The sequence below is a fragment of the Streptomyces sp. NBC_00019 genome, from assembly GCF_045041015.1.
Taxonomy (GTDB): domain Bacteria; phylum Actinomycetota; class Actinomycetes; order Streptomycetales; family Streptomycetaceae; genus Streptomyces.
Window position 1 is genome coordinate 4,392,916 of record NZ_CP108302.1, and the last position, 25,358, is coordinate 4,418,273.

At 69.4% G+C, this 25,358-nt stretch carries 17 protein-coding genes and 1 pseudogene; 6 read left to right on the top strand and 12 right to left on the bottom strand.

Translation table 11 applies throughout. The features are described from left to right. Positions 1-128 precede the first annotated feature (128 nt). Together OHU89_RS20635 and OHU89_RS20640 are read left to right on the top strand one after the other, a co-directional pair. Positions 129-1,058 carry an ABC transporter permease gene (locus OHU89_RS20635; RefSeq protein ID WP_266891623.1) on the top strand — a complete coding sequence of 310 codons (930 nt, stop codon included), beginning with the start codon at positions 129-131 and terminating at the stop codon, positions 1,056-1,058. Further along, on the top strand, positions 1,033-1,905 hold the full coding sequence (locus tag OHU89_RS20640) for an ABC transporter ATP-binding protein (protein WP_405654587.1): 873 nt from the start codon (positions 1,033-1,035) through the stop codon (positions 1,903-1,905). Before OHU89_RS20635 ends, OHU89_RS20640 begins: the two co-directional genes overlap by 26 nt. Before the next feature lie 24 nt (positions 1,906-1,929). Here the strand turns inward: OHU89_RS20640 and OHU89_RS20645 are convergent, their stop codons facing one another. The 3 genes from OHU89_RS20645 to OHU89_RS20655 form a co-directional block, all read right to left on the bottom strand. After that, positions 1,930-3,543 (bottom strand): IS1634 family transposase, encoded by a 1,614-nt coding sequence (locus OHU89_RS20645; protein WP_405638699.1) that lies wholly within the window; start codon positions 3,541-3,543, stop codon positions 1,930-1,932. A 143-nt stretch (positions 3,544-3,686) separates the two neighbouring features. Then, positions 3,687-4,148 carry a GtrA family protein gene (locus tag OHU89_RS20650; protein WP_405644851.1) on the bottom strand — a complete coding sequence of 154 codons (462 nt, stop codon included), beginning with the start codon at positions 4,146-4,148 and terminating at the stop codon, positions 3,687-3,689. A 125-nt stretch (positions 4,149-4,273) separates the two neighbouring features. Beyond that, the gene (locus OHU89_RS20655; RefSeq protein WP_405644853.1) at positions 4,274-9,205 is read right to left on the bottom strand and encodes an NAD-glutamate dehydrogenase; all 4,932 of its coding nucleotides are present in this window, start codon (positions 9,203-9,205) and stop codon (positions 4,274-4,276) included. Positions 9,206-9,714: 509 nt separating this feature from the next. Between OHU89_RS20655 and OHU89_RS20660 the strand changes: the two genes are divergently transcribed. Further along, on the top strand, positions 9,715-10,281 hold the full coding sequence (locus tag OHU89_RS20660) for a DJ-1/PfpI family protein (RefSeq protein WP_046260964.1): 567 nt from the start codon (positions 9,715-9,717) through the stop codon (positions 10,279-10,281). 126 nt (positions 10,282-10,407) lie between these two features. Here OHU89_RS20660 and OHU89_RS20665 read toward each other — a convergent pair whose 3' ends face one another. Together OHU89_RS20665 and OHU89_RS20670 are read right to left on the bottom strand one after the other, a co-directional pair. Beyond that, on the bottom strand, positions 10,408-11,082 hold the full coding sequence (locus tag OHU89_RS20665) for an HAD family hydrolase (protein ID WP_266891613.1): 675 nt from the start codon (positions 11,080-11,082) through the stop codon (positions 10,408-10,410). A gap of 69 nt (positions 11,083-11,151) precedes the next feature. Continuing rightward, on the bottom strand, positions 11,152-11,667 hold the full coding sequence (locus OHU89_RS20670) for a DUF6912 family protein (RefSeq protein ID WP_405644857.1): 516 nt from the start codon (positions 11,665-11,667) through the stop codon (positions 11,152-11,154). A 321-nt stretch (positions 11,668-11,988) separates the two neighbouring features. Between OHU89_RS20670 and OHU89_RS20675 the strand changes: the two genes are divergently transcribed. Further along, positions 11,989-12,606 (top strand): Rv3235 family protein, encoded by a 618-nt coding sequence (locus OHU89_RS20675; protein ID WP_405644859.1) that lies wholly within the window; start codon positions 11,989-11,991, stop codon positions 12,604-12,606. Between the two features lie 133 nt (positions 12,607-12,739). Here the strand turns inward: OHU89_RS20675 and secA are convergent, their stop codons facing one another. Next, a complete protein-coding gene (secA, locus tag OHU89_RS20680; RefSeq protein ID WP_266891607.1) occupies positions 12,740-15,577 on the bottom strand; it encodes a preprotein translocase subunit SecA in 2,838 nt (945 codons plus the stop codon). A 270-nt stretch (positions 15,578-15,847) separates the two neighbouring features. Here secA and OHU89_RS20685 point away from each other — a divergent pair, with 270 nt between their 5' ends. Together OHU89_RS20685 and OHU89_RS20690 are read left to right on the top strand one after the other, a co-directional pair. Then, complete coding sequence (locus tag OHU89_RS20685) at positions 15,848-16,432, top strand: GNAT family N-acetyltransferase (protein WP_405644862.1); 585 nt, start codon at positions 15,848-15,850, stop codon at positions 16,430-16,432. Between the two features lie 247 nt (positions 16,433-16,679). Further along, complete coding sequence (locus tag OHU89_RS20690; protein ID WP_405644863.1) at positions 16,680-17,852, top strand: winged helix-turn-helix domain-containing protein; 1,173 nt, start codon at positions 16,680-16,682, stop codon at positions 17,850-17,852. 25 nt (positions 17,853-17,877) lie between these two features. Here OHU89_RS20690 and OHU89_RS20695 read toward each other — a convergent pair whose 3' ends face one another. The 6 genes and pseudogenes from OHU89_RS20695 to mtrB form a co-directional block, all read right to left on the bottom strand. Next, positions 17,878-18,624 carry a response regulator transcription factor gene (locus OHU89_RS20695; protein WP_365402026.1) on the bottom strand — a complete coding sequence of 249 codons (747 nt, stop codon included), beginning with the start codon at positions 18,622-18,624 and terminating at the stop codon, positions 17,878-17,880. 201 nt (positions 18,625-18,825) lie between these two features. After that, a complete protein-coding gene (hpf, locus tag OHU89_RS20700) occupies positions 18,826-19,518 on the bottom strand; it encodes a ribosome hibernation-promoting factor, HPF/YfiA family (protein ID WP_405644865.1) in 693 nt (230 codons plus the stop codon). A gap of 311 nt (positions 19,519-19,829) precedes the next feature. Then, on the bottom strand, positions 19,830-20,516 hold the full coding sequence (locus tag OHU89_RS20705) for a ComF family protein (protein ID WP_405654588.1): 687 nt from the start codon (positions 20,514-20,516) through the stop codon (positions 19,830-19,832). A 510-nt stretch (positions 20,517-21,026) separates the two neighbouring features. Then, positions 21,027-21,353 (bottom strand): annotated as a pseudogene (locus tag OHU89_RS20710) (ComF family protein); the annotation flags it as partial. 122 nt (positions 21,354-21,475) lie between these two features. Next, a complete protein-coding gene (locus tag OHU89_RS20715) occupies positions 21,476-23,323 on the bottom strand; it encodes an LpqB family beta-propeller domain-containing protein (protein ID WP_405644866.1) in 1,848 nt (615 codons plus the stop codon). Then, positions 23,313-25,358: an MtrAB system histidine kinase MtrB gene (gene mtrB, locus OHU89_RS20720; protein ID WP_405644868.1), complete on the bottom strand. Its 2,046-nt coding sequence runs from the start codon at positions 25,356-25,358 to the stop codon at positions 23,313-23,315. The genes OHU89_RS20715 and mtrB overlap by 11 nt, the downstream gene beginning before the upstream one ends.

The following is a 25,358-nucleotide window of genomic DNA, read 5'->3' on the forward strand; positions in this document are numbered from 1 at the left end:
GTTCCGACGCCGACTCGGCCTACGCTCACGTTGCGACGATACGGTCCCGTCCCGACGTAAGAGAACGCGAAGAGAAGCGTAAGGAAACGTCGGGTGCCGGACACACCCCCCAACCGAAAGCAGCGGATGTGAGCCAGGTCCTCCACACACCGCCTCCGACGACGGCGACCCTTCCCCCGCCCGCCGAAGGCGACCTCGCGGCCCTCGCCGCCCGCCACGGCCTCTCCGTCAGCGGTGCCCGCCCGACCCTGTCCGAGTACATCCGCCAGCTGTGGGCCCGGCGCCACTTCATCACCGCGTTCTCGACCGCCAAGCTCACCGCCCAGTACAGCCAGGCGAAGCTCGGCCAGGTCTGGCAGGTGATGAACCCGCTGCTCAACGCGGCGGTGTACTTCTTCATCTTCGGCGTGCTGCTGGGCACCAAGAAGGGCGTCCCGGACTACATCCCGTTCCTGGTGACGGGCGTGTTCATCTGGACGTTCACCCAGAGCTCGATCCTCGCGGGCACCCGCGCCATCTCAGGCAACCTCGGCCTGGTCCGCGCCCTGCACTTCCCGCGGGCCGCGCTGCCGATCTCGTTCTGCCTCCAGCAGCTCCAGCAGCTGCTGTTCTCGATGGCCGCCCTGGTCGTGATCCTGCTCTGCTTCGGCGTACCGGTCTCGGCGTCCTGGCTGCTGGCGATCCCGGCGCTGGTGCTGCAGTTCACCTTCAACGCCGGCGTCTCGATGGTCATGGCCCGGCTCGGCGCCAAGACCCCGGACATCGCCCAGCTGATGCCGTTCGTGCTGCGCACGTGGATGTACGTCTCCGGCGTGATGTGGAGCATCGACCACCTGCTCAGCAAGCACAACGACCTGCCGTCCTGGGTCGGCCCGGTCCTCCAGGCCAACCCGGCCGCGGTCTACATCGACCTGATGCGCTACGCCCTGATCGACAGCTTCCACTCCAGCCAGCTGCCGCACCACGTGTGGGCGATCGCCACGGGCTGGGCCCTGCTCGCCGGCGTCGGCGGTTTCATCTACTTCTGGAAGGCTGAGGAGACGTACGGCCGTGGCTGAGAACCTCGAGAACCCCGCAACCCCGACCGACCTGATCCCCACCGTCGTCGCCGACAACGTCGACATCGTCTACCGCGTCAACGGCACCGGCGCCGGCCGCGGCTCCGCGACCGCCGCCCTCAACCGCATCCTGCGCCGCGAGAAGACCGAACGGGCGTCAGGCGTACGCAAGGTGCACGCGGTGAAGAAGGTCTCCTTCGTCGCCTACCGCGGCGAGGCGATCGGTCTGATCGGTACCAACGGTTCCGGCAAGTCGACCCTGCTCAAGGCGGTCGCCGGTCTGCTGCCGGTGGAGAGCGGCGCCATCTACACCGACGGCCAGCCCTCCCTCCTCGGCGTGAACGCGGCCCTGATGGGCGACCTGACCGGCGAGCGCAACGTCTACCTCGGCGGCCTCGCGATGGGCATGTCCCGCGAGCAGGTCAAGGACCGTTACCAGGAGATCGTCGACTTCTCCGGCATCAACGAGAAGGGCGACTTCATCACCCTGCCCATGCGCACGTACTCCTCCGGCATGGGCGCCCGCCTCCGCTTCTCCATCGCCGCCGCCAAGGACCACGACGTCCTCCTCATCGACGAGGCCCTCGCCACCGGCGACCGCGCCTTCCAGAAGCGCTCCGAGCAGCGCATCCGCGAGCTGCGCAAGCACGCCGGCACGGTGTTCCTGGTCAGTCACAACAACAAGTCGATCCGCGACACCTGCGACCGCGTGCTGTGGCTGGAGCGCGGCGAACTGCGCATGGACGGCCCGACCGAGGACGTCCTGAAGGAGTACGAGGCCTTCACCGGCGACAAGACGACGAAGCCGAAGCCCAAGCCGAAGCCGAAGCCCAAGGTCGCCGTCTAGCCCCGGACTTCGCGGTTCACCGTTTCAGGTCTGCGGCCAGCGGGTTTGTCCGATGTCGGTGTCGAGGAGGTCGAGAAGGTGGAGTTGGACGCCGCGGGTGATCTGGACGGTGGGCGGGTCGGTGACGTTGCCGATCCGCAGGGTGAGTTCGCCGAGGTGGTAGAAGATCATGCGGCCGGTGGGGCGGACGCGGCGGTTGTCGGGGTAGAGGCCGCTCATGGTCTGCTCGGGGCCGAGTGCCCGTCTGACCTGCCGCTCGATCAGGCAGAAGACCAGCAGGGCCAGGCAGATGACCTGAATCAGGGCGGCGACGCGCCGGTTGTGCTGCACGAAGACTGGCGCGACCGCGAGCGGGCCCTTGAAGTCGTGGTATCTGCGCTCGACCGCCCCCTGGCCCTTGTAGTGGATCAGGGCCTGTCCAGCGTCCGCCTGGTCGGCGGGGACGGACGTCAGCAGTGCGTACCAGCCGTCGACAGCAGCTTCGGCCTTCAGCACGTCGGTGTCGAAGTGCCAGGCCAGGACCGGGGTGCCGTCCTCGTTATCGGTGACGGCCCAGCGCAGACAGGAGGTGACACGGCGCTTGGCGGCGATGACACCGATCCGGGCGACGATCTTCTCCCGGGTCTTGTAGTGGCGTCCGCCGGCTGCGGTGGTGAGCTTGTTCAGGTCCTGGGCGGCCTTGGCCAGGCGTCTGTCCCGGGCGGCTTGCTGGCCGGCGGCGTTCGCGGTGGAGTGGACCAGGATCCGTCGCACGGTGAGGTGAGGATCGCTCTTGCGGGGCCCGGTCAGGGTGTGGGTGTCCTCCAGCACGCGGTAGGTCTCACGCCGCTCGGTGGGCTTGCCCGCCTCCCGGTCCGGCGTCCAGTCCACGACGGTGGCCTGCGCGAGATCCAGAGCGGCATAGACCTCGTCCTTGACCTGCACGGCCGGGGCCGGGGCGATGAACTCAACCCCGGCCGCCAGCAGGGCACCGACGTTGGAGTAGGACACCAGCTTGGAGTCGGCGACCATCAGGAAGCCGCGCTCACCGGCCATGGCCCGCAGGTCCTTCATCGCGCCGACGACCTGGCTGACCTCGGCCGCACCACCGCCGAAGACCCGGGCATGGAGCGGGATGCCGCCGTCGGCCGACACCGCGAGTCCGGCCTGGACCTGCTTCAGATCGAAGCGCCGGTCCTTGGGATGCCCGTAGCCGATGACGGGGAAGTCCTCGTCCTGACCCTCAACCGGGAAGGCCCCGTGCACGGACATGCTGGTCATGTCCCAGTGCATCCGGGCCACATCGATCCCGAACTCACCGATCGCCCGTGCCCCGACCGTGCCCGCGATGTGCTCCAGGTGCGGAGCGATCGCATCCAGTGCCCGGGCCAGACGATCATCGTTGAGCAGACCGGGCTCGATCCCGAAGACCTCTTCCACCGCCCAGCACCTGGCCCAGTCCTCCACCCGCACCAGCGGCGCGGGCGAAGTCAGCCGGTTGGCCACCAACGCCTCGATCACCTGCCCGTGCGTCACCAGCGCACTCGCGCCACCAGGACATACCTCGTCGACGATCCCGGCGACATCCAGCCGGCGCAGAAACTCGGCAGCGACAGGCAGAGCGCCCAGACGCTTCTCCACCACGGACGTCACCGCCACTTCAAGACGCTGACGCTGACGGACAGACCGTGGCCGCGGGGACCGGGAAGTCATCGACACACCCGGCCTAACGCCGCCACCCCGGCCCGGGACACCCCCGGGCCGGTCACACCATACGAATCAGCGACCCGCGAAATACGGGTCTAGCGCACCTCGCGCTGGAACACCCACGTCCGGTAGACCAGGAACCGGAAGGCGGAGGCCAGCACGATCGACGTGGCCTTCACGGCGTTCGACGAGAGCGGACCGTGAAGGCCGAGGCCGTGATAGCCGACGTAGAAGAGGCCGCTCTCCATCGCCACGCCGATGGCGCTGAAGACGAAGAACAGCACGACCTGCTGACGTGTGCGCGCATCCCGGTCGCGATAGGTGAAGAAGCGGAAGCCGAGGTAGTTCGTGCCCATGGCGACGAGGCTGGCCAGCACCGTCGCCACCATCGCCCGCCTGCCGAGGCCGTGCAGCAGCACGTTGAAGACGAGGAAGTTCACCACGACACCGCTGCCTCCGACGACCCCGAAGTTCACCACTTCACGGACGATCCGTCGGACCCGCTCGAACGGCACGGCGGGAGCGGCCACTCGCTCCTCGGAGAGGTTCACAGTCACCGCACAAGGCTTAGCCGCCCTGGGTAAGCCGCCCGCCGGATTTTCCCTAAGCCAGACCAAAAGCCGGGCCAAGAAAGGGGCGCCCCGAGCCGTGACGGCCCGGGGCGCCCCTCTCGTCGTGTCGCCTACGAATGCGTCCGCAGCAGCGTCCGCATGGTCCGCATCGCCACCGACAGGTTGGCGAGGTCGAAGGCCTCCGAGCCCTGGATCTCCTCCAGGGTCGAGCGCGCCCGGCCCAGGATCGCCGCGTTCTTCTCCTCCCACGCCTTGAAGCGCTGCTCGGGAGTCGAGGTGCCGTTGCCCACCGCGAGCACATCGGCGGTCAGTGCCGCGTGGGCCGCGTAGAGGTCCTCGCGGATGGAGGCGCGGGCCATGGACTGCCAGCGGTCCGCGCGGGGCAGCTCGATGATGCGGTCCATGAGCTGGGTGATCCGCAGCCGGTCGCCGAGGTCGTAGAAGACCTCCGCGACATCCAGCGGCTCACGGCCCATGCGGTCGGCCACCGAGACGATGTCGAGCGTCGGGAAGGCGGAGGAGAACCCGGCCACGCGCGTGGCGAGTTCGTCCGGGACGCCGGCGCCGGTCAGCTCGTCGTAGATCTGCTGGTACCACTCCAGATCCGCGCCCCGCAGCAGCTTCGGCAGCTGCGACCAGACCTGCTCGACGCGCTCGGAGAAGAACTCGACGGTCTCGGCGAGCTGCAGCGGCTGCGGCCGGTTGTTGAGCAGCCAGCGCGTGCCGCGTTCGACGAGACGGCGCGAGTGCAGCCGGATCCGGGTCTGCACGGCGGCCTCGACCTGGTTGTCGAGCGCCTCCACCCCGTCCCACACCACGGCCGAGCGGAAGATCGCGCGGGCCGCCGTCTGCGCCCGGACGATCTCCTCGAGCGAAGCGCCGGTCTCCTCGCGCAGCCGGTGCAGATAGGTCGTACCGCCCGTGTTGACCGTGTCGTTGACCAGCACCGTGGTGATGATCTCGCGGCGCAGCGGGTGGTTGTCGATGTGCTGGGCGAACTTCTCGCGCAGCGCGCTCGGGAAATAGGCGCCGAGGAGACCGCGCAGATACGGGTCGTCCGGGAGCGAGGTGTGCAGCAGCTCGTCGGAGACCGTGATCTTGGTGTACGCCAGGAGGACGGCCGTCTCCGGGCCGGTCAGGCCCTGTGCGGCGCCCAGGCGTTCACGGATCTGGCGGTCGGTGGGCAGGAACTCCAGGGCCCGGTCCAGCAGACCCGCGCGCACCAGGTGGCGCAGGTAGCGCTGCTGGGCGTGGAGCATGTCCTTGGACTGGGCCAGCGCGTTGGCGATGGCCGTGTTCTGCGCGTAGTTGTTGCGCAGCACCAGCCGGCCGACCTCGTCGGTCATCTCGGCGAGCTGCTTGTTGCGCTGCTTGACGGTCATGTCGCCGTCCGCGACCAGGCCGTTGAGCAGGATCTTGATGTTCACCTCGTGGTCGGAGGTGTCCACGCCCGCGCTGTTGTCGATGGCGTCGGTGTTGATCTTCCCGCCGGTGAGCGAGAACTCGATCCGGCCGAGCTGGGTGAGCCCCAGGTTGCCGCCCTCGCCGACGACCTTGACCCGCAGGTCGGCGCCGTCGACGCGGATCGCGTCGTTGGCCTTGTCGCCGACGTCGGCGTGGGTCTCGGTGGAGGCCTTGACGTACGTGCCGATGCCGCCGTTCCACAGCAGGTCCACCGGCGCCTTGAGGATGGCCTTCATCAGGTCGGCCGGCGTCATCTTGGCGACCTTGCCCTCGATCCCGAGGGCCTCGCGGACGTGCGCGTTGACCGGGATGGCCTTGGCGCTGCGGGGATATACGCCGCCACCGGTCGAGATGAGCTCGGAGTTGTAGTCGGCCCAGCTGGAGCGCGGCAGCTCGAAGACGCGGCGGCGCTCGGCGTAGGAGGTGGCCGCGTCCGGCTTCGGGTCGATGAAGATGTGCCGGTGGTCGAAGGCGGCGACCAGGCGGATGTGCTCGCTGAGCAGCATGCCGTTGCCGAACACGTCACCGGACATGTCGCCGATGCCGACGACCGTGAAGTCCTCGGCCTGCGTGTTCACATCCAGTTCCTGGAAGTGCCGCTTGACGGACTCCCAGGCACCGCGCGCGGTGATGCCCATGCCCTTGTGGTCGTAGCCCGCGGAGCCGCCGGAGGCGAAGGCGTCGCCGAGCCAGAAGTTGTACGACTCGGCGACCCCGTTGGCGATGTCCGAGAAGGTCGCGGTGCCCTTGTCTGCGGCGACGACGAGGTAGGTGTCGTCCTCGTCGTGCCGGACGACGTCGGCGGGCGGCACGACCTCGCCGGCCACCATGTTGTCGGTGATGTCGAGCAGCGCCGAGATGAACGTCTTGTAGCTGGCGATGCCCTCGGCCAGCCACGCGTCCCGGTCCACGCCCGGGTCGGGCAGCTGCTTGGCGACGAAGCCGCCCTTGGCGCCGACCGGCACGATGACGGTGTTCTTGACCATCTGCGCCTTGACCAGGCCGAGGATCTCGGTCCGGAAGTCCTCACGCCGGTCGGACCAGCGCAGACCACCGCGCGCGACCTTGCCGAACCTGAGGTGCACGCCCTCGACGCGCGGCGAGTACACCCAGATCTCGAACGCCGGGCGCGGCGCCGGAAGGTCCGGGATCATCTGCGGGTCGAACTTCATGGACACGTACTCGTGCGGCTTGCCGCCGAGCGCCTCCTGGAAGAAGTTCGTGCGCAGGGTCGCCTTGATGACGGTCAGGAACGACCTGAGGATCCGGTCCTCGTCGAGCGAGGCGACCTGGTCGAGTGCGGCGTCGACCTCTTCGAGGAGGGCGTCCACGATCTCGTGCCCGGCGCGCTGCCGGTCCGGCGACATGCGCGCCTCGAACAGGGAGACGAGCAGCCGGGTGGTGTGGACGTTGTTGCGGAGGGTGTCCTCCATGTAGTCCTGCGAGAAGGTGGAGCCCGCCTGCCGCAGGTACTTGGCGTACGCCCGCAGCACCGTCGCCTGCCGCCAGTTCAGCCCGGCGCTCAGCACGAGGGCGTTGAAGCCGTCGTTCTCCGCCAGGCCGGTCCAGGTCGCCGCGAAGGCCTCCTGGAAGCGCTCGCGGCCGTCGTCGCCCAGGTAGTCCCCGGCGCCGTTCTGCGACTTGGGCATGCGCAGCCCGAAGTCGTAGATCCAGGCGATGCTGCGGTCCGAGCAGCGCAGCTCGTAGGGCCGCTCGTCGATGACCTCGACGCCGAGCCGGTTGAGGACCGGCAGCACGGCGGACAGGGTGATCGCGGCACCCTTGCGGTAGATCTTGAAGCGGCGCTCCTCGGGGGCGGCGCCGACCGGCTCGTACAGGCTCAGCGCGAAGTTGTTCTCCTCGGTGAGCTTCTCCAGGTGAACGAGGTCGGCGACCGCGGAGCGCGAGGTGTGGTCGGCCTTGTAGCCCTCGGGGAAGGCGTTGCCGTACCGGCGCAGCAGCTCGGCGGCGCGCTCCTCGCCGAGTTCGGCGTTGAGGGCCTCGGCGAATCCGTCGGCCCACGACCGCGCGGCCTCGACCAGCCGCGCCTCGATGCGCTCCTTGTCGGTGTCGCTGAGCTGCGGCAGCTCGGTGCCCTGCGGGACCCGGACCACGAAGTGCAGCCGGGACAGGATCGACTCGGTGTTCCAGGCCGTGAAGTCGACGCTGGTGCCGCCGAGTTCCTCCTTCAGGATGTCGATGATCCTGAGGCGCACCCCGGTCGTGTACCGGTCGCGCGGCAGGTACACGAGGGCGGAGTAGTAGCGCCCGTACTCGTCCTGGCGCAGGTAGAGCCGCAGCCGCCGCCGCTCCTGGAGGTACAGCACGGAGGTGACGATCGACTGCAGCTCGTCGGGCGGGGTCTGGAAGAGCTCGTCGCGCGGGTAGGTCTCCAGGATCTGGAGCAGGTCACGCCCGTCGTGGCTGTTGGGCGAGAAGCCCGCGCGCTGCAGCACCTCGTCGACCTTGCGACGGATGACGGGGACCCGGCGGACGGACTCGGTGTAGGCGGCGGAGGAGAAGAGCCCGAGGAAGCGGCGCTCACCGACGACATTGCCCTCGGCGTCGAACTTCTTCACACCGATGTAGTCCAGGTACGACGGCCGGTGCACGGTCGCCCGGCTGTTGGCCTTGGTCAGCACCAGGAGCTTGTGCTCGCGCGCCTTGGCGCGGGCGTCGGCGGGCAGCCGCTCGAAGGAGGGGCTGACGGGGTGGCTCTCGTCCTCGGCGTGATGCGGGTCGGAGCGCAGGATGCCGAGGCCGGTGCCCGGCACGGCGACGAGGGAGTCGTCCTCGCGGAGCTGGTACTCGCGGTAGCCGAGGAAGGTGAAGTGATCGGCGGCCAGCCAGCGCAGCAGCTCGCGGGCCTCCTCGATGTCCTGCTCACGCAGGTCGGAGGCGACGGGCTCGGCGGGCAGCTCCTCGGCCATCCGCAGCGCCGAGTCCCGCATCTTCTCCCAGTCCTCGACGGTCTCGCGGACGTCCGACAGGACGCGCAGCAGATCGGCGGTGATCTGCTTCAGGTCCGCGCGGTCGGTCTCGCGGTCGATCTCGACGTGGATCCAGGACTCGGTGTGCGCGTCGTGCGGAAGCTCGCCGCTGGGGCGCTGGGCGAGCACCTCGATGAGCTTGCCGGTGACGTCCCGCCGGACGACGACCTGCGGGTGGATGACGACATGGATGCCGCGCCCCTGCCGGGTCAGCTCGTTGGTGACGGAGTCGACGAGGAAGGGCATGTCGTCGGTGACGACCTCGACGATCGAATGTGTGCACGCCCATCCGTTCTCTTCCACGGTGGGCGTGAGGACCCGCACACTGGCAGTGCCCTGCGGCCGGTTCTCAGCCAGCCGATAGTGCGAGTAAGCGGCTCCGAAGACATCGATCGGGTCACGACCGGTGAGATCCTCCGGGGCGGTGTGCAGGTAGTAGCGCTGGAGGAACGCGAGCACGGTCTCCCGGTCAGGGGTGCTCTCGTCCGTCGTCCCGGTGGGTAGGTGCCCCCCGACCGGGCTGTTCTCAGCTACCCGGGCGGCCCTCTCGAGCAGCTCGGCCTTGGCTTCGTCCAGCTTGGTCTGCATTGTCCTCTGGCTCCTGTCGCGCGCCGTTGCGTGACGTTGAAGGAAGTACGGTCTCTTCCCTTGCGACGTGACGCCGTGACGCGGGGTGTCCGGTCTGCTCCGACGCTATGCCGCAAGGTGAGATGAGCGGGGGGTTATCAGCCATTCTTGGCACGCCCGACGGATGTGACGCTGCTCTCTGCGACGCCGCTCCAGGGGATGTGCGCGGCGCCCCGGGGGCCCATGTGCCCCCGCCCCGCCCGCGAAGACCAGCGACCGCCGCCCGGTCACGGATGTGGTCCGTGCTCTCCGGGCGCAGGGCAGGGGCAACGATGCCCCCGCGAGCTATCGCGCTGATCACGCCACTAAGGCTATCGCTCCTTACAGGGGGCCCGTCATGAGCCGTATGTGTACAAAACCGGGGGTAGAACTTTGACGTTCTGCACAGGGGCAGAGAGCGGCACATCATGCGGTGGGCGTCATCGGCCAGCCCCCTTGGCAAGGGCCTGTTCCGGATGCACATTGCCGACATGACAGCCAAAATCCTGATCGTCACCGGCGACGCAGCGGAGTCACTGGAGGTCCTGTACCCCTACCAGCGCCTCCGTGAAGAGGGCTACGACGTCCACATCGCGGCCCCCACCCGCAAGAAGCTCCGGTTCGTCGTCCACGACTTCGAACCCGGCTTCGACACCTACACCGAGAAGCCCGGCTACACCTGGCCCGCCGACCTCGCCTTCGCCGAGGTCGACCCCGGTCAGTACGCCGCGATCGTCATCCCCGGCGGCCGCGCCCCCGAGTACCTGCGCAACGACCCCGAGCTCCGCAAGATCGTCAAGTCCTTCTTCGACGCGGACAAGCCGGTCGCCCAGATCTGCCACGGTCCCCTGCTCACCGCCGCGATCGACGGCCTCCGCGGCCGCCGCGTCACGGCCTACCCCGCCCTGGAACTCGACATGCAGGCGGCCGGGGCCACCTTCCAGGACGCCGAGGCGGTCGTGGACGGCACGCTGGTCTCTGCCCGGGCCTGGCCGGACCACTCCCGCTGGATGCGCGAGTTCTTGACGATCCTGCGGGCGAAGGCGCCGGTGACGTGAGGGGCGTGCCGGTGAGGTAGCCGTTCGACTGCGGCTGGGTGGAGGCTGGTCGCGCGGATCCCACCGACCCACGCACCGCCACCGCTCAGCCCCCGCCCCCGGGAACCTGATGAGCCGGCCCCGCAGCTACGCCGCGAGCCGCTCCGCCTCCACAACCGCCTCCGCCAGAGTGTCCACCACCGGCACCCCGACCTCCTCCAGACTGGCCCGGCTGTGCGAACCCCCCGTGTACAGCACGGCCCGCGCCCCCACATGCCGCGCCGCCACCGCGTCGTCGGCCGCGTCCCCGATCACCACGGTCCGCGCAGGGTCCACTCCCGCCGCCCCCGTCAGTGCCGCGAGGTGTCGCGTCATGTGCTCGGCCTTGCTGCCCCCGGAGGGCCCGGTCCGTCCGTCGACGCGTATGAAGTGCGCCTCGATCCCGAACCCCCGGACCAGCGGAAGCAGTTCCTCGTGCCCGTACATGCTGAGGATCGACTGGCTGCGCCCCGCCGACCGCCACCCCGCGAGCAGCTCGGCCGCACCCACCGTGAGCCCGCAACCGACCCGATGCTCGGTGTAGTACCGATGGAAGGTCTCGTCCATGACGACCCACTCGGCGTCGGTCGGCAGCCGCCCCAACAGCCGCTCGTAGAACTTCGGCACCGGCACGCAGTACAGCGCCCGATACCGCTCCATCGTGATCGGCGCGAGTCCCAGCTCGGCGAACGCCGCGTTCGTCGCCCCGATGATCGCATCATTGTCGTGGAACAGCGTCCCGTTCCAGTCCCACACAATGTGCGCGCCCGTTTGCTTCCCCATGTCAAAAAAATGTACCCGCCGCCACTGACAATCAAGTGACCAGCAGGTCACAGAGGCACGGCCGGCCCCTCAGTTCCCCAGCCCGACCAGGTTCGGGATCTCCTGCGTGGCGAACCAGAGCAGTTCGTGGTCCTCGGCTCCGTCCACGACGAACTGCGCGTCGTCGTCCCCGCCGTCCGCCGCCGCGAGCGCCTGCGCGGCCGCGGTCACATCCGTCTCGGCGTCACCCGCGTCGACGTGCACGGCGGCCGCCTTGCCCAGCGGTACGGCCCGGTCGACCCGCACCTCGCCCAGCGCGGCCGGGTCGAGCCCTCGGTCGGGGTCGGAGACCGCCGCGCCGTCGGGCACGTCGACGGCGACCACGACCCGGCGCCGTACCGCCTCAGGATCGGCCGCCAGCAGCCGCAGCGAGGCGAGCGCGGCCCGGTTCAGCGCCGCGTACTCCAGCTCCTCGATGTCGTCGGAGAGGTACCACTCGCGCAACGCGGGCGTCACGGCGTAGGCGACGAGCGGTCCGGACCCCAGCTCGCCCGTCTTGTACGCCTCGGCGAGACCGGAGAGGGTCAGGGGGACGTAGACGCGCATGGGCTGCCGCTTTCGTGGTCGGAGGGCGGGGTCTGAGTGCTCCGCCGGGGCCTCGGTGAAGGCCTTCAGGATACGTGCGGGCGTCCCCTTTCGAGTCCCTGCCTCTACGTCCGCAGGCGTCCACCCCGGTCCGGGAACTCACCCGGTGTGCCCCCGCGGTCATGGCCTTCAGCCCGCCTCGCTCACTCGGATAAGTGAACATTCCGGCCGCTCGACCTGACCCTGGGCTTCCTTGCCGCTGCCACCCGCGGCCCCGTACAAGATCCCCAACACGAAAAGTTACCGCCCGGTACAACTCCGGGCTCACCGAACGGGGACCCCATGAACAAGGTCATGACCAGGGCACAGAACCGTCCGGGCACCCGCCCCCCGGGCCGCCGTGACGCACGCCGCCCCGGCACCACCCCGCCCCGCACCCCGACCGGCGGCACGCCCCGCACCGCCGCGGACGACGGCCGCCCGCCGCGCTCACGGACCGGCACCGGCCCGCGCACCGCCCCCGCCGACAACCGCCCGCCGACGGCTCACTCAGAGGCCCGCGAAAGGCCCCTCGGCGCCCCTGTCGTCCCCTCCCAGACCCCTCGCGGGCCCATTCCCCAGCCTCGCCCCACCGACCTCTTCGCCGACCTCCTCCTCGCGGTCCTCAGCGGCCAGCGCCCCGTCCACTCGATGCTCCGGCACACCATCGGCCAGGCCTACGACGAACTCGCCGTGCTCGCCGAACGCGGCCCCCTCCGCACCCACGGCACCCGCCCCGTCGTCCGCGACATCGGCTACTACGTCCCCCGCGACGGCGCGGTCGAGGCCTTCGCCCGCATCGGCGCCGGCGACCAGCTCCGCGCCATGGCCTTCCGCCTGGAACAGGGCCGGGACCGCCGCTGGCGCTGCGCAGCGGTGGAACTGGGCGGCCCCAGGGGCAGCCGCACGGACGACGCCTGACACCAGGAGCCCTCGCAGGACAGGCCCGCACAGGCGGTGCGGGTGCCCCCCACGCACCCGCAGACGAACGCCGAAGGGCCGGGCCACCCCAGGTGGCCCGGCCCTTCACACCGCTACAGCGTCGCGGACACCGTCACTTCTTGCGGCGCCGCCCACGCGACTGCTTGCGCCGCTCCGCCCGCGTGAGGCCATCCGCCTCGGACCGCACCGGCTCTTCGTCGTCGGCGAACTCGCCCTCGACGACACCACCCTCGCCGTCCACGGTCGGCGCGGAGAAGTGCAGATCCCGACGCTGCGGAGCGTCGAGCCCCTTCGCACGGATCTCCGGACGCGCACCCGCCTGCGCCGGCACCGAGTCCTGCTTGTCGAGCGACGGCTTGTCGTCCTCGACCGGGACCTCCTCGACCTGCTGCTCGACCTGGACCTCCAGGTTGAACAGGTAGCCGACGGACTCCTCCTTGATGCCCTCCATCATGGCGGTGAACATGTCGAAGCCCTCGCGCTGGTACTCGACCAGCGGGTCCTTCTGCGCCATCGCGCGCAGGCCGATGCCCTCCTGGAGGTAGTCCATCTCGTAGAGGTGCTCGCGCCACTTGCGGTCCAGGACCGACAGCACGACCCGGCGCTCCAGCTCACGCATGATCTCGGAGCCGAGCTGCGCCTCGCGCCCCTCGTACTGCTCGTGGATGTCGTCCTTGATGGACTCGGAGATGAAGTCGGCGGTCAGCCCGGCCCGGTCACCGGCCGCGTCCTCCAGCTCCTCGACGGTGATCTTCACCGGGTAGAGCTGCTTGAACGCGCCCCACAGCCGGTCGAGGTCCCAGTCCTCCGCGAAGCCCTCGGCGGTCTCCGCGCCGATGTACGCGTCGATCGTGTCGTTCATGAAGTGCTGTACCTGCTCGTGCAGGTCCTCGCCCTCCAGGACGCGGCGCCGCTCGCCGTAGATGACCTCGCGCTGGCGGTTGAGGACCTCGTCGTACTTCAGGACGTTCTTACGCGTCTCGAAGTTCTGCTGCTCGACCTGCGACTGGGCGGACGCGATCGCGCGCGTGACCATCTTGTTCTCGATCGGCACGTCGTCCGGGACGTTCGCCATCGACATCACGCGCTCGACCATCTGGGCCTTGAACAGACGCATCAGGTCGTCGCCGAGCGACAGGTAGAAGCGGGACTCACCCGGGTCGCCCTGACGGCCGGAACGACCGCGCAGCTGGTTGTCGATACGACGCGACTCGTGCCGCTCGGTACCGAGGACGTAGAGCCCGCCGAGGTCCTTGACCTCCTCGAACTCCGCCTTGACCGCCTGCTCGGCACGCTCCAGGGCGGCGGGCAGTGCCTGCGCCCACTCCTCGATGTGCTCCTCGGGGTCGAGGCCGCGCTGGCGCAGCTCGGCCTCGGCGAGGTCCTCGGGGTTGCCGCCGAGCTTGATGTCGGTACCACGGCCGGCCATGTTGGTGGCCACGGTCACGGCACCCTTGCGGCCGGCCTGGGCGACGATCGTCGCCTCCCGGTCGTGCTGCTTGGCGTTCAGCACCTCGTGCTGGACTCCGCGCTTGCTGAGCTGCTGCGAGAGGTACTCGGACTTCTCGACCGACGTCGTACCGACGAGGATCGGCTGGCCCTTCTCGTGCTTCTCGACGATGTCGTCGACGACCGCCTCGAACTTCGCGACCTCGGTGCGGTAGATCAGGTCCGACTGGTCCTTGCGGACCATGGGCCGGTTGGTCGGGATCGGGACGACGCCGAGCTTGTAGATCTGGTGGAACTCGGCGGCCTCGGTCATCGCCGTACCGGTCATGCCGCAGAGGCCGGGCTGTTCCTTGTCGTTGTGGTCGTGGCGCTTGTAGAGGCGGAAGAAGTTCTGGAGGGTGATCGTGGCGAGCGTCTGGTTCTCGTCCTTGATGTCCACCCCTTCCTTCGCCTCGATCGCCTGGTGCATGCCCTCGTTGTAGCGGCGGCCGGCGAGGATACGGCCGGTGTGCTCGTCGACGATCATGACTTCGCCGTCCATGACGACGTAGTCCTTGTCCTTCTTGAAGAGCTCCTTCGCCTTGATGGCGTTGTTCAGGTAGCCCACCAGAGGGGTGTTCACCGACTCGTAGAGGTTGTCGATGCCCAGCCAGTCCTCGACCTTGGCGACACCGGGCTCGTGGATGGCGACCGTGCGCTTCTTCTCGTCGACCTCGTAGTCGCCGGTCTCCTCGATGCCCTTGAGCTGGTTGCCGGCCTCGCCCCTCTTCAGGCGGGTGACCAGCTTGGCGAAGTCGCCGTACCACTTGGTGGCCTGGTCGGCCGGGCCGGAGATGATCAGCGGCGTACGGGCCTCGTCGACCAGGATGGAGTCGACCTCGTCGACGATCGCGAAGTTGTGGCCGCGCTGGACGAGCTCGTCCTTGGACCACGCCATGTTGTCGCGCAGGTAGTCGAAGCCGAACTCGTTGTTCGTGCCGTACGTGATGTCGCACGCGTACTGCTCACGGCGCTGGGCGGGCGTCATGTTGGCGAGGATGCAACCGACGTCCAGGCCCAGGAACTTGTGGACGCGGCCCATCATCTCGGAGTCGCGCTCGGCCAGATAGTCGTTGACCGTGATCAGGTGGACGCCCTTGCCGGACAGCGCGTTCAGATACGCGGGCAGGGTGCCGACGAGGGTCTTGCCCTCGCCGGTCTTCATCTCGGCCACGTAGCCGAGGTGGAGGGCGGCGCCACCCATGATCTGCACGTCGTAATGACGCTGGCCGAGCGCGCGCTTGGCGCCCTCGCGCACGGTGGCGAACGCCTCGGGCAGCAGGTCGTCCAGCGTCTCACCATCGATGTACCGCTGCTTGTACTCATCAGTGAGGGCCCGCAGCTCGGCGTCGGAGAGGTCGACGAAGTCCTCTTCGATGGAGTTGACCTGGTCCGCGATGCGGTGCAGCTTGCGCAGGATCTTGCCTTCGCCTGCACGCATGATCTTCGAGAGGACGGACACGGGGGTAAGTCTCCTTGCCGGTCGGGCCTGGGACGGTCGGTTTCCATTTGACTTGACTGAGCAACGGCCATCGTATGCGAGGACCCGGCCACGCCGGGAGCCTGCCGAGGACGCCGACCGTCCGCTGCTTCAAATCTCCGTCAAAGGGGACAACGGACGGAGGTTGCGGATGGTGCCGCGCTCCCCCGACGATTTGCGCGAAGTGTGATCGCCCGCTCACACAGAGCAAAAAGATGGCGTCCGCGGCCGAATCCCGAGCAGAATCGGCCGATGGAACCCGTCACGCTCACCACCGGCCGCCTGGTTCTGCGCACCGTCGGTCCCGACGACACCGACGCCGTGTACGCCGCCGCCCAGGACCCCGAGATGCAGCGCTGGCTCTCCCAGTTCCCCTCGCCCTATCTCCACGAGCACGCACAGGCCTTCACGGAACAGTTCGCCCCCGACGGCTGGGCCAACAACTCCATGTTCACCTTCGGCGTCTTCCTTCCCTCCGGCGAACTCGTCGGCATGCTCGGCATCACCATGCGCTCCCTCGGCGTCGCCGAAATCGGCTTCTGGGCCACGAAGGAGCACCGCGGCAACGGCTACATCACCGAGGCCACCACCACGACCGCCCGCTGGGCCTTCACAGCCCTCTCCATCGACCGCATCGAATGGCGCGCGGAAGTAGGCAACACCCCCTCCCGCGCGGTGGCGGAACGCGCCGGCTTCACCCTCGAAGGCACCCTCCGCTCCGCGGTCAACAACAAGGGCGTACGACGAGACTGCTGGGTGGGTTCCCTGCTGCCCTCGGACCTGGGTCTGCCGTCAACGGCGCCATATCTGCCGGCGCACACACCATCCACCTCCTGACCTGCCCCGTGCTTTCAGCCCGTCCGGCGTTTGAGGACGAGGCCCCTTCAGGGCCGACGGGGTCTGGGGGCGGAGCCCCCAGGGGCAGGGTCGAAGGGACGGGGTCGAAGGGGCAGCGCCCCTGGAGGACGGGACGGGTAGGGGCGGCGGGGGCGAAATACCCCGACAGCACCCCAACACAGCGCACTCCCCAAAGAACCCCCAGGTCACCTCCCACTGTCAGTCCCACCTCCTATCGTGCGGAAGCATGACGACCCCGCGCCCCACCGCAGCGCTCTCCGCAGACGAGGCCCGCCGCATCGCCCTCCACGCCCAGGGCTTCCTCGGCACCCCCAATCGCAAGGCCGGCGTCCGCGGCACCCTTCGCCACCTCGGCGCGGTCCAACTCGACACCATCTCGGTCCTGGCCCGCTCCCACGAACTCATCCCGTACGCCCGCCTGGGAGCCGTAGGCCGCAAAACGGTCGAGGACGCCTATTGGACGGACACCCACGCCTTCGAGTACTGGTCCCACGCCGCCTGCATCCTCCCCATCGAGGAATGGCCCCACTTCGCCTTCCGCCGCCGCGCCTACCGCAGCCGCCCCCACTGGAACCACACCCTCCCGGACGGCACCTACGACCAGGTCATCAAGCAACTCCGCTCCGAAGGCCCCCTCACCGCCACGGAGTTGGGCGGCGCGAAGAAGACCAGCGAGTGGTGGGACTGGTCCGGCACAAAGGTCGCCGTGGAGCGCGCGCTCATGTACGGCGAGGTGGTCTGCGTGGAGCGCCGCGGCTGGAAGCGCGTGTACGACCTGGCAGAACGCGCCGTCCCCACAGCCCTGCTGCACGACGACCTGGACGACGCCGAGTGCCTGCGCACCCTCGTCCGCCTCGCCGGCCAGTCCCTCGGCGTCGGCACCCGCGCGGACATCGCCGACTACCACCGCCTCAAGGGCGACCAGGTCGACGCGGTGATCGACGACTCGGGCCTGGTCCCGGTCACGGTCGAGGGCTGGTCCAAGCCGGCCTGGGCAGACCCCGCGGCCCTGGAGACACCCCCGCGCGGCCGCCACCGTACGACCCTCCTGTCGCCCTTCGACTCCCTGATCTGGGAACGCGCGCGCACGGAGCGGATCTTCGGCTTCACCCACCGCCTGGAGGCCTACGTCCCCAAGCCGAAGCGGGTGTACGGCTACTTCGCGATGCCGGTCCTGGCCGGCGGCCGTCTCGTCGGCCGCGTCGACCCGGCGCGCGAGGGCCGCACCCTCGTCGCCAGGCAGGTCACCCTGGACGGCCCGAAGGCGGTCCCGGCGGTGGCCCAGGCGCTGGTCGAGGCGGCGAGCTGGGTGGACTGCACGGACGTACGCGTCGAAAGAGTGGACGCGCCGGAACTCCGCGAGCCCCTGACCAGTGAACTCACCCGAGCACTGGCTTGACGGAACCGCCGGGCCTCAACGGACCTCAGCGGATCTCGAGGATCTTCTCCCGCATCGCATAGACGACGGCCTCCATCCTGGAGTGCAGCTGCAGCTTCTCCAGGATGTTGCGCACGTGGTTCTTCACGGTGTTCTCGGAGATGAACAACTCCTTCGCGATATCGCGGTTGTTCATACCCGTGGCGACGAGTTTGAGAACCTCCAGCTCCCGGTCCGTCAGCCGCGGCGCGGGCACAAGTCGGCGTTCATCCGTCCGCTGGATCATCGATTTGAACTCGGTGAGCAGTTTCGACGCCATGGACGGGCTGATCTGCGACTGCCCGTCGGCCACCGCGCGAATGGCGGTGGCCACCTCGTCCGTGGAGATCTCCTTGAGGAGATATCCGGTCGCGCCCGCCTTGATCGCCTCGTAGAGGTCGGCTTCCTCATCGCTGATCGTCAACATGATGATCTTGGCGCTGGGTGCCACCTCCTTGATGGAGGTGCACGCCTCGATACCGCCCCGCTTGGGCATCCGTACGTCCATCAGGACGATGTCGGGCAGCAGATCGGCGGCCTTGTCGACGGCCTCGGCGCCGTCGCCCGCCTCGCCCACGACCTGGATGTCCTCCTCGGCCGCGAGCACGATCTCCAGTCCCCGTCGGAAGAGGGCATGGTCGTCGACGACCAGAACACGGATGGGCTCCTTGCGTGGTGAGCCCGTGTCCGATCCCATGCCGACGACGCCGTCGCCGGCGTCCCCGTCATGCATCGGTCCGAAGCTGTCCGCCATCGTTCCTCCCCCTGAAGGCTGTGGCTGGTCATGTGCCATCGCCAACCCAAGGCAACGACCCACCGGTTGGGCCGATGCGGCCATGATTTCATGCCCGGACGACACTGCGGTGACAGAGCCGGGCGCGAAGTGGTCGCACACCGGTGCCCCTGGGGGCGCACACGCGCTCCAGGGGCACCGCTCAGCCGTCAGCCGGGCGCGTCAGCCACCCAGCGTGCCGCCGGCCGCGGGCGGCGGCGCCTGGGCGACCATCGGGTCCGTGCTGAGGTGGATGACGCCGTAGTCGTAGGCGTGCCGCCGGTAGACGACACTCGGTTCCTTGGTCTCGGAGTCGACGAACAGATAGAAGTCGTGCCCGACCAGCTCCATCTCGTAAAGAGCCTGGTCAAGGGTCATCGGGGAGGCGACGTGGGTCTTCTCGCGGACGATGAGGGGGCCTTCGCCCTTCACTTCCAGCGAGCCGATCTTCTTGGTGGGGACGCCGTCCGACTCCTGCTCATGGACCGGGTTGCCGTTCCCGTTGAGCGTCGCCGCGCCCGGGACGTGGTCGGGGACCTCGGCCGCCGTGAGCCGGCGTGAGCCGCGACGGGAGTAACGCTTGTCGTGCTGCTTGCGCAGCCGGGCGTCGAGCTTTTCCGCCGCCAGGTCGAGCGCCGCGTACGGATCACTTGCTGCCGCCTCCGCCCGGATCACCGGACCGCGGGAGCGGAGCGTGATCTCCACTCGGTCACAGCGGTCGGCCTGTCGGGGGTTCGGCTCCTTGGACACCTCGACGTCGAGGCTGATCACCTTGCCGTCGAGCTTCTGGATCTTCTCCAGCTTCAGCTTCTCGGCCACGTGCTTGCGGAACCGCTCGGGCACCTCGGTCTTGCGGCCCTTGACGACGATGTCCACGCAGAACTCCGTTCCCGGATCACTCCGCGCCTCTGGCGGAGCATCTCCCTTTTGCACCAGGTCCCGGTGAGCCCCGGAACCTCGGACTCGGTGACGTCCACCTCCTCCCCCGTGGGCAAGATCTCCACTCCACCGGGACGGGTGATTGTGAAAAACCCGCGGCACGGCAATCGGATATGAGAGGTGTGGCCTGCGCCTTTCCTCACAACCGAACATATCTCGCCCGGACGGATGTCGTCACCCTCTACCGCGGCGTACCTCCGTTCAGGTGAATTGGCCCTCTCATTACCTGCAACGATGCAACTTCGCAGTCAGTTCCGGTTTATTTCGAAAGAACCTGGCGCCGCCGCGACCACAGCCGCGCAGATGACGTCACCGGCACGATAGGTCCGCACCATTCCGGGCCCACGGCCCATGTCTGCCTCCGCCAATCGATTCCTCCGTCCCCTTGTGCCTTCCCGAGCGGCCGCGCCGTACACAGCCGTTACGGCTGAGCCGTACGCGACCGAGCCGCCCTCACGCCCCCGCGCGACCGCCTCCGCAGCCGGAGCCGTAGCCGCCCGCACGGCACGCGCCGCCTCCGTCAGGGACGCCCCCGTCGTCATCAGGTCGTCGACGAGCACGACCGGACCGCCGAGAAGCAACCGCCCACCACCGGGAACGACCTCGAGCGCACCCGCGAGATTCTCCAGCCGCTCCCGCGAATCGAGCCCCGACTGATCAGCCACGGCACGCCGCTGCCGCAACACCCCGACCACCCGCGCCGCCACCCCGCTGCGCCGCAGCTCCCCCGCCGCCGCAAGCGCGATCCGCCGCGCCGGATCATGCCCCCGAGCCCCCACCACCCGCCGCGCAGACGGCACAGGAACAAGCAACACGACCCCGCCCCCCGCTCCTGAACCCCCGGCTCCCGCTGCCGCCACAAACCCGGAACCGTCTCCCGCCGACTTCACCCCAGGCCCGACAGCAACCCCAGCAAACCCCGCAGCACCACCCACCGCTCCCCGACCACCGACCTCCGCCGAACCGCCGCCACACCCCGCCCAGGCGCCCGCCAATCCGCCACCACGCTCCGCGCCTTCGCTCGCACCTACGCGCACGCCCACCAAACCGCCGCCGTGCTCCGCCCCGGCGCCCGCGGAACCGCCGCCACGCCCCGCGGCCGCGCTCAAGGAACCTCGACCACCCGCCCCCGCCAAACCGCCACCACACCCGACCGAGGCACCCTCCGACCCCCAGTCGGCACCTACCGCAGAATCACCCGTCCGCCCCTCCACGGGCTCCGCCAGACCCCACCCCGCGACACCTCCGGCCCACCCAGGCCCTACGGACTCCCGACCACCACCCCCTGTCAGGCCTCCGAACGCGCCACCAGCCACCCCAGGCCCCTCGCGGGAGCACCCCGGACCAACGACACGACGCCCCCGCTCAGCCCCCTCAGAACCCCACCCAGGCCCCTCAGAGCCCCAGCCGGCCCCCGTCGGCCGCGCACCAACCCCCGTGACCGCACCGCAGCCCCCCGCCGCACCCCCGGCCCACGCCTCCCGCAGCCCCGCCCGCACCGCCCCCGCCAGAGCCGCGCCCAGCGGCGCCGCCAAGGTCAGTGCGCCACGTTCCTTGTGCGCCAGCAGCACCGCCCGCACCTCGTCGGCGTACCGCGCAGCCGCATACACCGCCGGCAGCCCCGTCGGCTCCGGCTCCGGTCGCACCCGGCACGGCACGGTCCCGCTCAGGGCGGCACGGCATTCCGGACAGAGCACCGTGCGAGCCCTCCCGCAGCCACCGCACTCGGCCGGCAGCACCAGGTCGGTCAGGTCCTGCCACCACCCCCGCATGCCCACCACTGTGCCAACGCCCGCGCCGCCCGACCACCCCTGTGGACAACCCCCTGTGGACAACTCCCGGCACCGCTCGTGCCCCGGTCAGAAACCGCCCACCACACCGACCCGGGCCGCACCTACCCGGGATAGACCGGCGCCGTCCCGTCCTTCACCACCTGCTGCCACTTCGCCCCGGACAGGAGCCGGACGATGCCGTCCTCCTCCGAGTACGCCATCAACGGCAGCTGCTCGTCCTCCGACGAGGCCAGGGCCTTCACACCCGTCAGCGCGGCAGGCGCCGACCCCACCGGAGTGGAGCCGTCGACCTGGACGTACGCCATCTGCTGCACGCCACCGTCCTCGCGCCCCACCACCACGAGCCGACTGTCCCCAGCCCACGACATGGCGGTGACCTCCACCAACTGCGGTGCCACCGAGCGAGGTTCGACGACCGCGATGGGCTTCTGCCCGCTGGCCTTGTCACCCCGCTCGATCCGCCCGACGTAGAGGGACTTCTTACCGCCCTTCTTCTCCACGATGAGCGCGATCCGCACTCCGTCGGCGGCCATCCGCACCGCGTCGATACGTCCGTCGAGCCCCGTGGTGTCGACCTCGATGGGCTCGCCCGCACCCTTCTTCAGAAGCAGCAGCCGAGGGTGGTCGGGGTCGCGGTCGGCCACCCACAGATCGCCCTCGCCGTCCCAACTGGGCGTGGTGAGCCGGTCGTTCTGCGTCTTGCCGTCGCTGCTCAGGACCGGCTCGCCGAGCGAGGTCCCAGACACGAGCGACCCGACGTACAGCGCTTTGCCGTCGAGGGACACCCCGGCCGCCTTGCGCTCGTCCCGGGACACCGCGGCCGACCGCAGCTCCTTCTCACCCTCACCGAGCGCACCCGGCACCGCCGCGTAGGACTCCGGGTTGGCGCTCGCGCTCGCCAGCCTGACGAGGCGGTGCTTGTTGTCGATGAAGTACTGGTAGCCGTCCTTCGTGATCTCGTGCACCACCGCGGTCTCGGCGCCGCTCTCGTCGAGGGGGTCGCACAGCTGCGTGCCGTCGGAGCGCTGCAGTTCGACCGAGCTCACCCCGGTGGGGGTCAGGTCCCGCAACGTGAACAGGAGTTGGGCGGCCATCTCGCGGCACTTCTTCGAACCGACCCGGTCCGCCTTGGCATTCAGCGGCACCGTCAGCCGGTTCTGGTCGTCGGGCGTCAACTGGGTGACGTCCTTCTTCAGCGCCGTACCGGTGGGGAAGCTCGACCTGACGACCGGATTCAGCCAGCGAGAGGGCCCGGCGAGCAGCAGACTCACGGTCTGTGTCATCGGGTCGACCTTCTTGCGCACATAGACGGGGTCGGCGACGGCCACCGGCTGACCGTCCGACTCGGTCGAGGAGTTCGAGGCGAAGTAGTACCTGTTGACCGACGTGTAGTTACGCAGGAAGTCCGACTTGCCCATGACCACGCCCAGCGGCGGCGAGTCGATGCGCCACTGCTTGGACTTCTTCTCACGCACGAGGTGCAGCGTCCTGTCGTACTGGCCGTCGGCGGGCGAGTACACCTGCTGTCCGTCGACGGTGGCGACCTTCTTGCCGGTCAGCGAGAACACGGCGTCGGACGAGTCCTTCCCGCCGCTCGAAAGCTTCTCGGACGAGTCCGGCCCGTCCGCGAGCACCGTGAGCGACGCCTCGGGCTTCCAGGTGCGCGCGACGTCGGCGGTCAGATACTTTCGCGCCGTCTCGAAATCGGAGTCGTCGCTGGTCAGCGCTTCGAGAAAGCCGTCCACGATCTCCGGCGCCTCGGCGTTCTCCCGGGGCGGAAGTGCGTAGACCCGTACCTGCGGGTCCTGCCGCGGCGTGGACTCCACCCCGCGCAGGTCCCCGCTGTCCGGCATCGAGGCGCACCCCGCCAGCAGTACGGCGCCGCAGGCGACCGACACCACCGTGCGCACCGGCCCCCGCCGGCCGCCCCCCATGCGGTCAGCGCCCACGACTTGCCTCCCCTTGCTTGTTCCGGTCCTCAGGACCGCCGTTCCGGGCATCCGAGGACTGCGAGTCCGCGACGCCCGTGTCGTCCGCCGGCCTCGCTCCCCCGGTGGGCCGCGGGACCACGCGCGCGCCGTTGCCGGGCAGCGCCGTCGGATCCGCGGTGGGGGCGGCGGACATCCTCGGCGCGAGCGGCGCCGGCTCGCTCGATGTCTGCACCGGCACGGTGGCGCGCTTCTCCCCGTCCCCCGCGCGGGACAGGCCGGCGTCATTAAGTCCACGATTACGGCGTGAGTCCTTGGGCTCCAGCGGTATCGGTGAGCCCCGCAACGGCTCGTCCGCCGTCCTGGGCAGCGTCAGCCGGAACTGCGAGCCACCACCCGGCTCGCCCCACGCCTGCAGCCAGCCGCCGTGAAGCCGCGCATCCTCCAGGGCGATGGACAGCCCCAGACCCGTACCACCGGTGGTACGCGCGCGTGCCGGGTCGGCCCGCCAGAAGCGGCTGAAGACCCGGGTCGCCTCACCGGGCTTGAGCCCCACGCCGTAGTCGCGCACCGCGACCGCGACCGCCCCGCCCGCCGAGGCCAGCTTGACCACGACATCCTTGCCCTCGCCGTGCTCCACGGCGTTGACGACGAGGTTGCGCAGCACCCGCTCCACACGCCGGGCGTCGGCCTCGGCGACCACGGGTTGCTGGTCGCCCAGGACGCGTATCCGCGTGCCCTTGCGCTCGGCGAGCGGCGCGGCCCCGCTGACGACCCGCTGCACGACCACCCGCAGATCGATCGGCTCCGCCTCCAGCGCCGCCGCACCCGCGTCGAACCGGCTGATCTCCAGCAGGTCGGCGAGCAGCGACTCGAACCGGTCCAACTGGTCGGCGAGCAGTTCCGCCGACCGCGCGGTCACCGGATCGAAGTCCTCGCGCGCGTCATGGATGACGTCCGCGGCCATGCGTACGGTCGTCAGCGGCGTCCGCAGCTCGTGCGACACGTCGGACACGAACCGCCGCTGCATCCGCGACAGGTCCTCCAGCTGCTGGATCTTCAACTGAAGGTTCTGCGCCATCTTGTTGAAGGCCTCACCGAGCCGGGCGATGTCGTCCTCACCGGTGACCTTCATACGTTCCTGCAGACGCCCCGCGGACAGCCGCTCGGCGATCCCGGCCGCCATCCGCACCGGCGTGACGACCTGACGCACCACCAGCCAGGCAATGGCCCCCAGGAGTACGACGACGAAGAGCCCGGCCGTCGCCAGCGTCCCCTTGACCAGGCTCAGCGACTTCTCCTCCTGGGTGAGCGGGAAGAGGTAGTAGAGCTGGTACGGCTCGTTGTTCGGGTCGTTGACCTGTTTGCCGATGATCAGCGCAGGCTGCGACTCCTGACCGTCGGTGTACACGATCCGGGTGTAGCTCTGGGCCGGGAGCAGGCTGCTGTCGACGCGGTCCCGCAGGTCCTGGGGCACACTCGTCGTCGGAAAGACGTTGCCGGAGGCGCGCGGACCGCGCCCCCCGCTGTCTCCACCCGCAGGCAGCGTGACGACGTCGAAGGCGCCCTGGCCGCCACTGGAGAGGGACTCCACGAGGTCGCCCATCCACTGGCTGACGTTCTGGTTGGCCCGCCCGTCCGCGCCCGCGGCGTCCTCGCCGCCCGCGCTCACCGCCGCGTCGGCCTTCTGCTTGGCCACCGAGAAGCCACCCGTGGCCTGGCTCTGCGACGCCTTCACCTTGGCGTCGAGCAGCCCGTTGCGCACCTGCCCGATGACGACGAACCCGAGCAGCAGCACCACGCCCAGCGACATCAGCAGCGTGGTGACGACGACCTTGAGCTGGATGTTGCGCCGCCACAGCCGCATGACAGGCAGCAGCGGCCGTCGCACCCAGCGCATGAACAGCCTCAGGACCGGGCTGCCCTGGACTCCGCCCTGCAGCAGCCCGCCCTCGAAGAAACGTCCCCAGCGGGATCCCGACGTCTTCCGGCCGACAGGCCGCTCCGCACGGGCCCCGGTCCGCCCGGGCGACGAAGCGGCACTGTCTCCGGACAT

What these genes read in the sequence shown, in the direction of transcription:
- OHU89_RS20670 (WP_405644857.1), bottom strand. Translation starts at nt 11,667, where the DNA reads ATGCGCGTCTACGTCCCCCTGACCCTCTCCGGTCTCGCCGAGGCGTAC.
- OHU89_RS20660 (WP_046260964.1), top strand. Translation starts at nt 9,715, where the DNA reads ATGACAGCCAAAATCCTGATCGTCACCGGCGACGCAGCGGAGTCACTG.
- OHU89_RS20695 (WP_365402026.1), bottom strand. Translation starts at nt 18,624, where the DNA reads ATGGCGGACAGCTTCGGACCGATGCATGACGGGGACGCCGGCGACGGC.
- OHU89_RS20665 (WP_266891613.1), bottom strand. Translation starts at nt 11,082, where the DNA reads ATGGGGAAGCAAACGGGCGCGCACATTGTGTGGGACTGGAACGGGACG.
- OHU89_RS20690 (WP_405644863.1), top strand. Translation starts at nt 16,680, where the DNA reads ATGACGACCCCGCGCCCCACCGCAGCGCTCTCCGCAGACGAGGCCCGC.
- OHU89_RS20655 (WP_405644853.1), bottom strand. Translation starts at nt 9,205, where the DNA reads ATGCAGACCAAGCTGGACGAAGCCAAGGCCGAGCTGCTCGAGAGGGCC.
- OHU89_RS20675 (WP_405644859.1), top strand. Translation starts at nt 11,989, where the DNA reads ATGAACAAGGTCATGACCAGGGCACAGAACCGTCCGGGCACCCGCCCC.
- OHU89_RS20685 (WP_405644862.1), top strand. Translation starts at nt 15,848, where the DNA reads ATGGAACCCGTCACGCTCACCACCGGCCGCCTGGTTCTGCGCACCGTC.
- mtrB (WP_405644868.1), bottom strand. Translation starts at nt 25,358, where the DNA reads ATGTCCGGAGACAGTGCCGCTTCGTCGCCCGGGCGGACCGGGGCCCGT.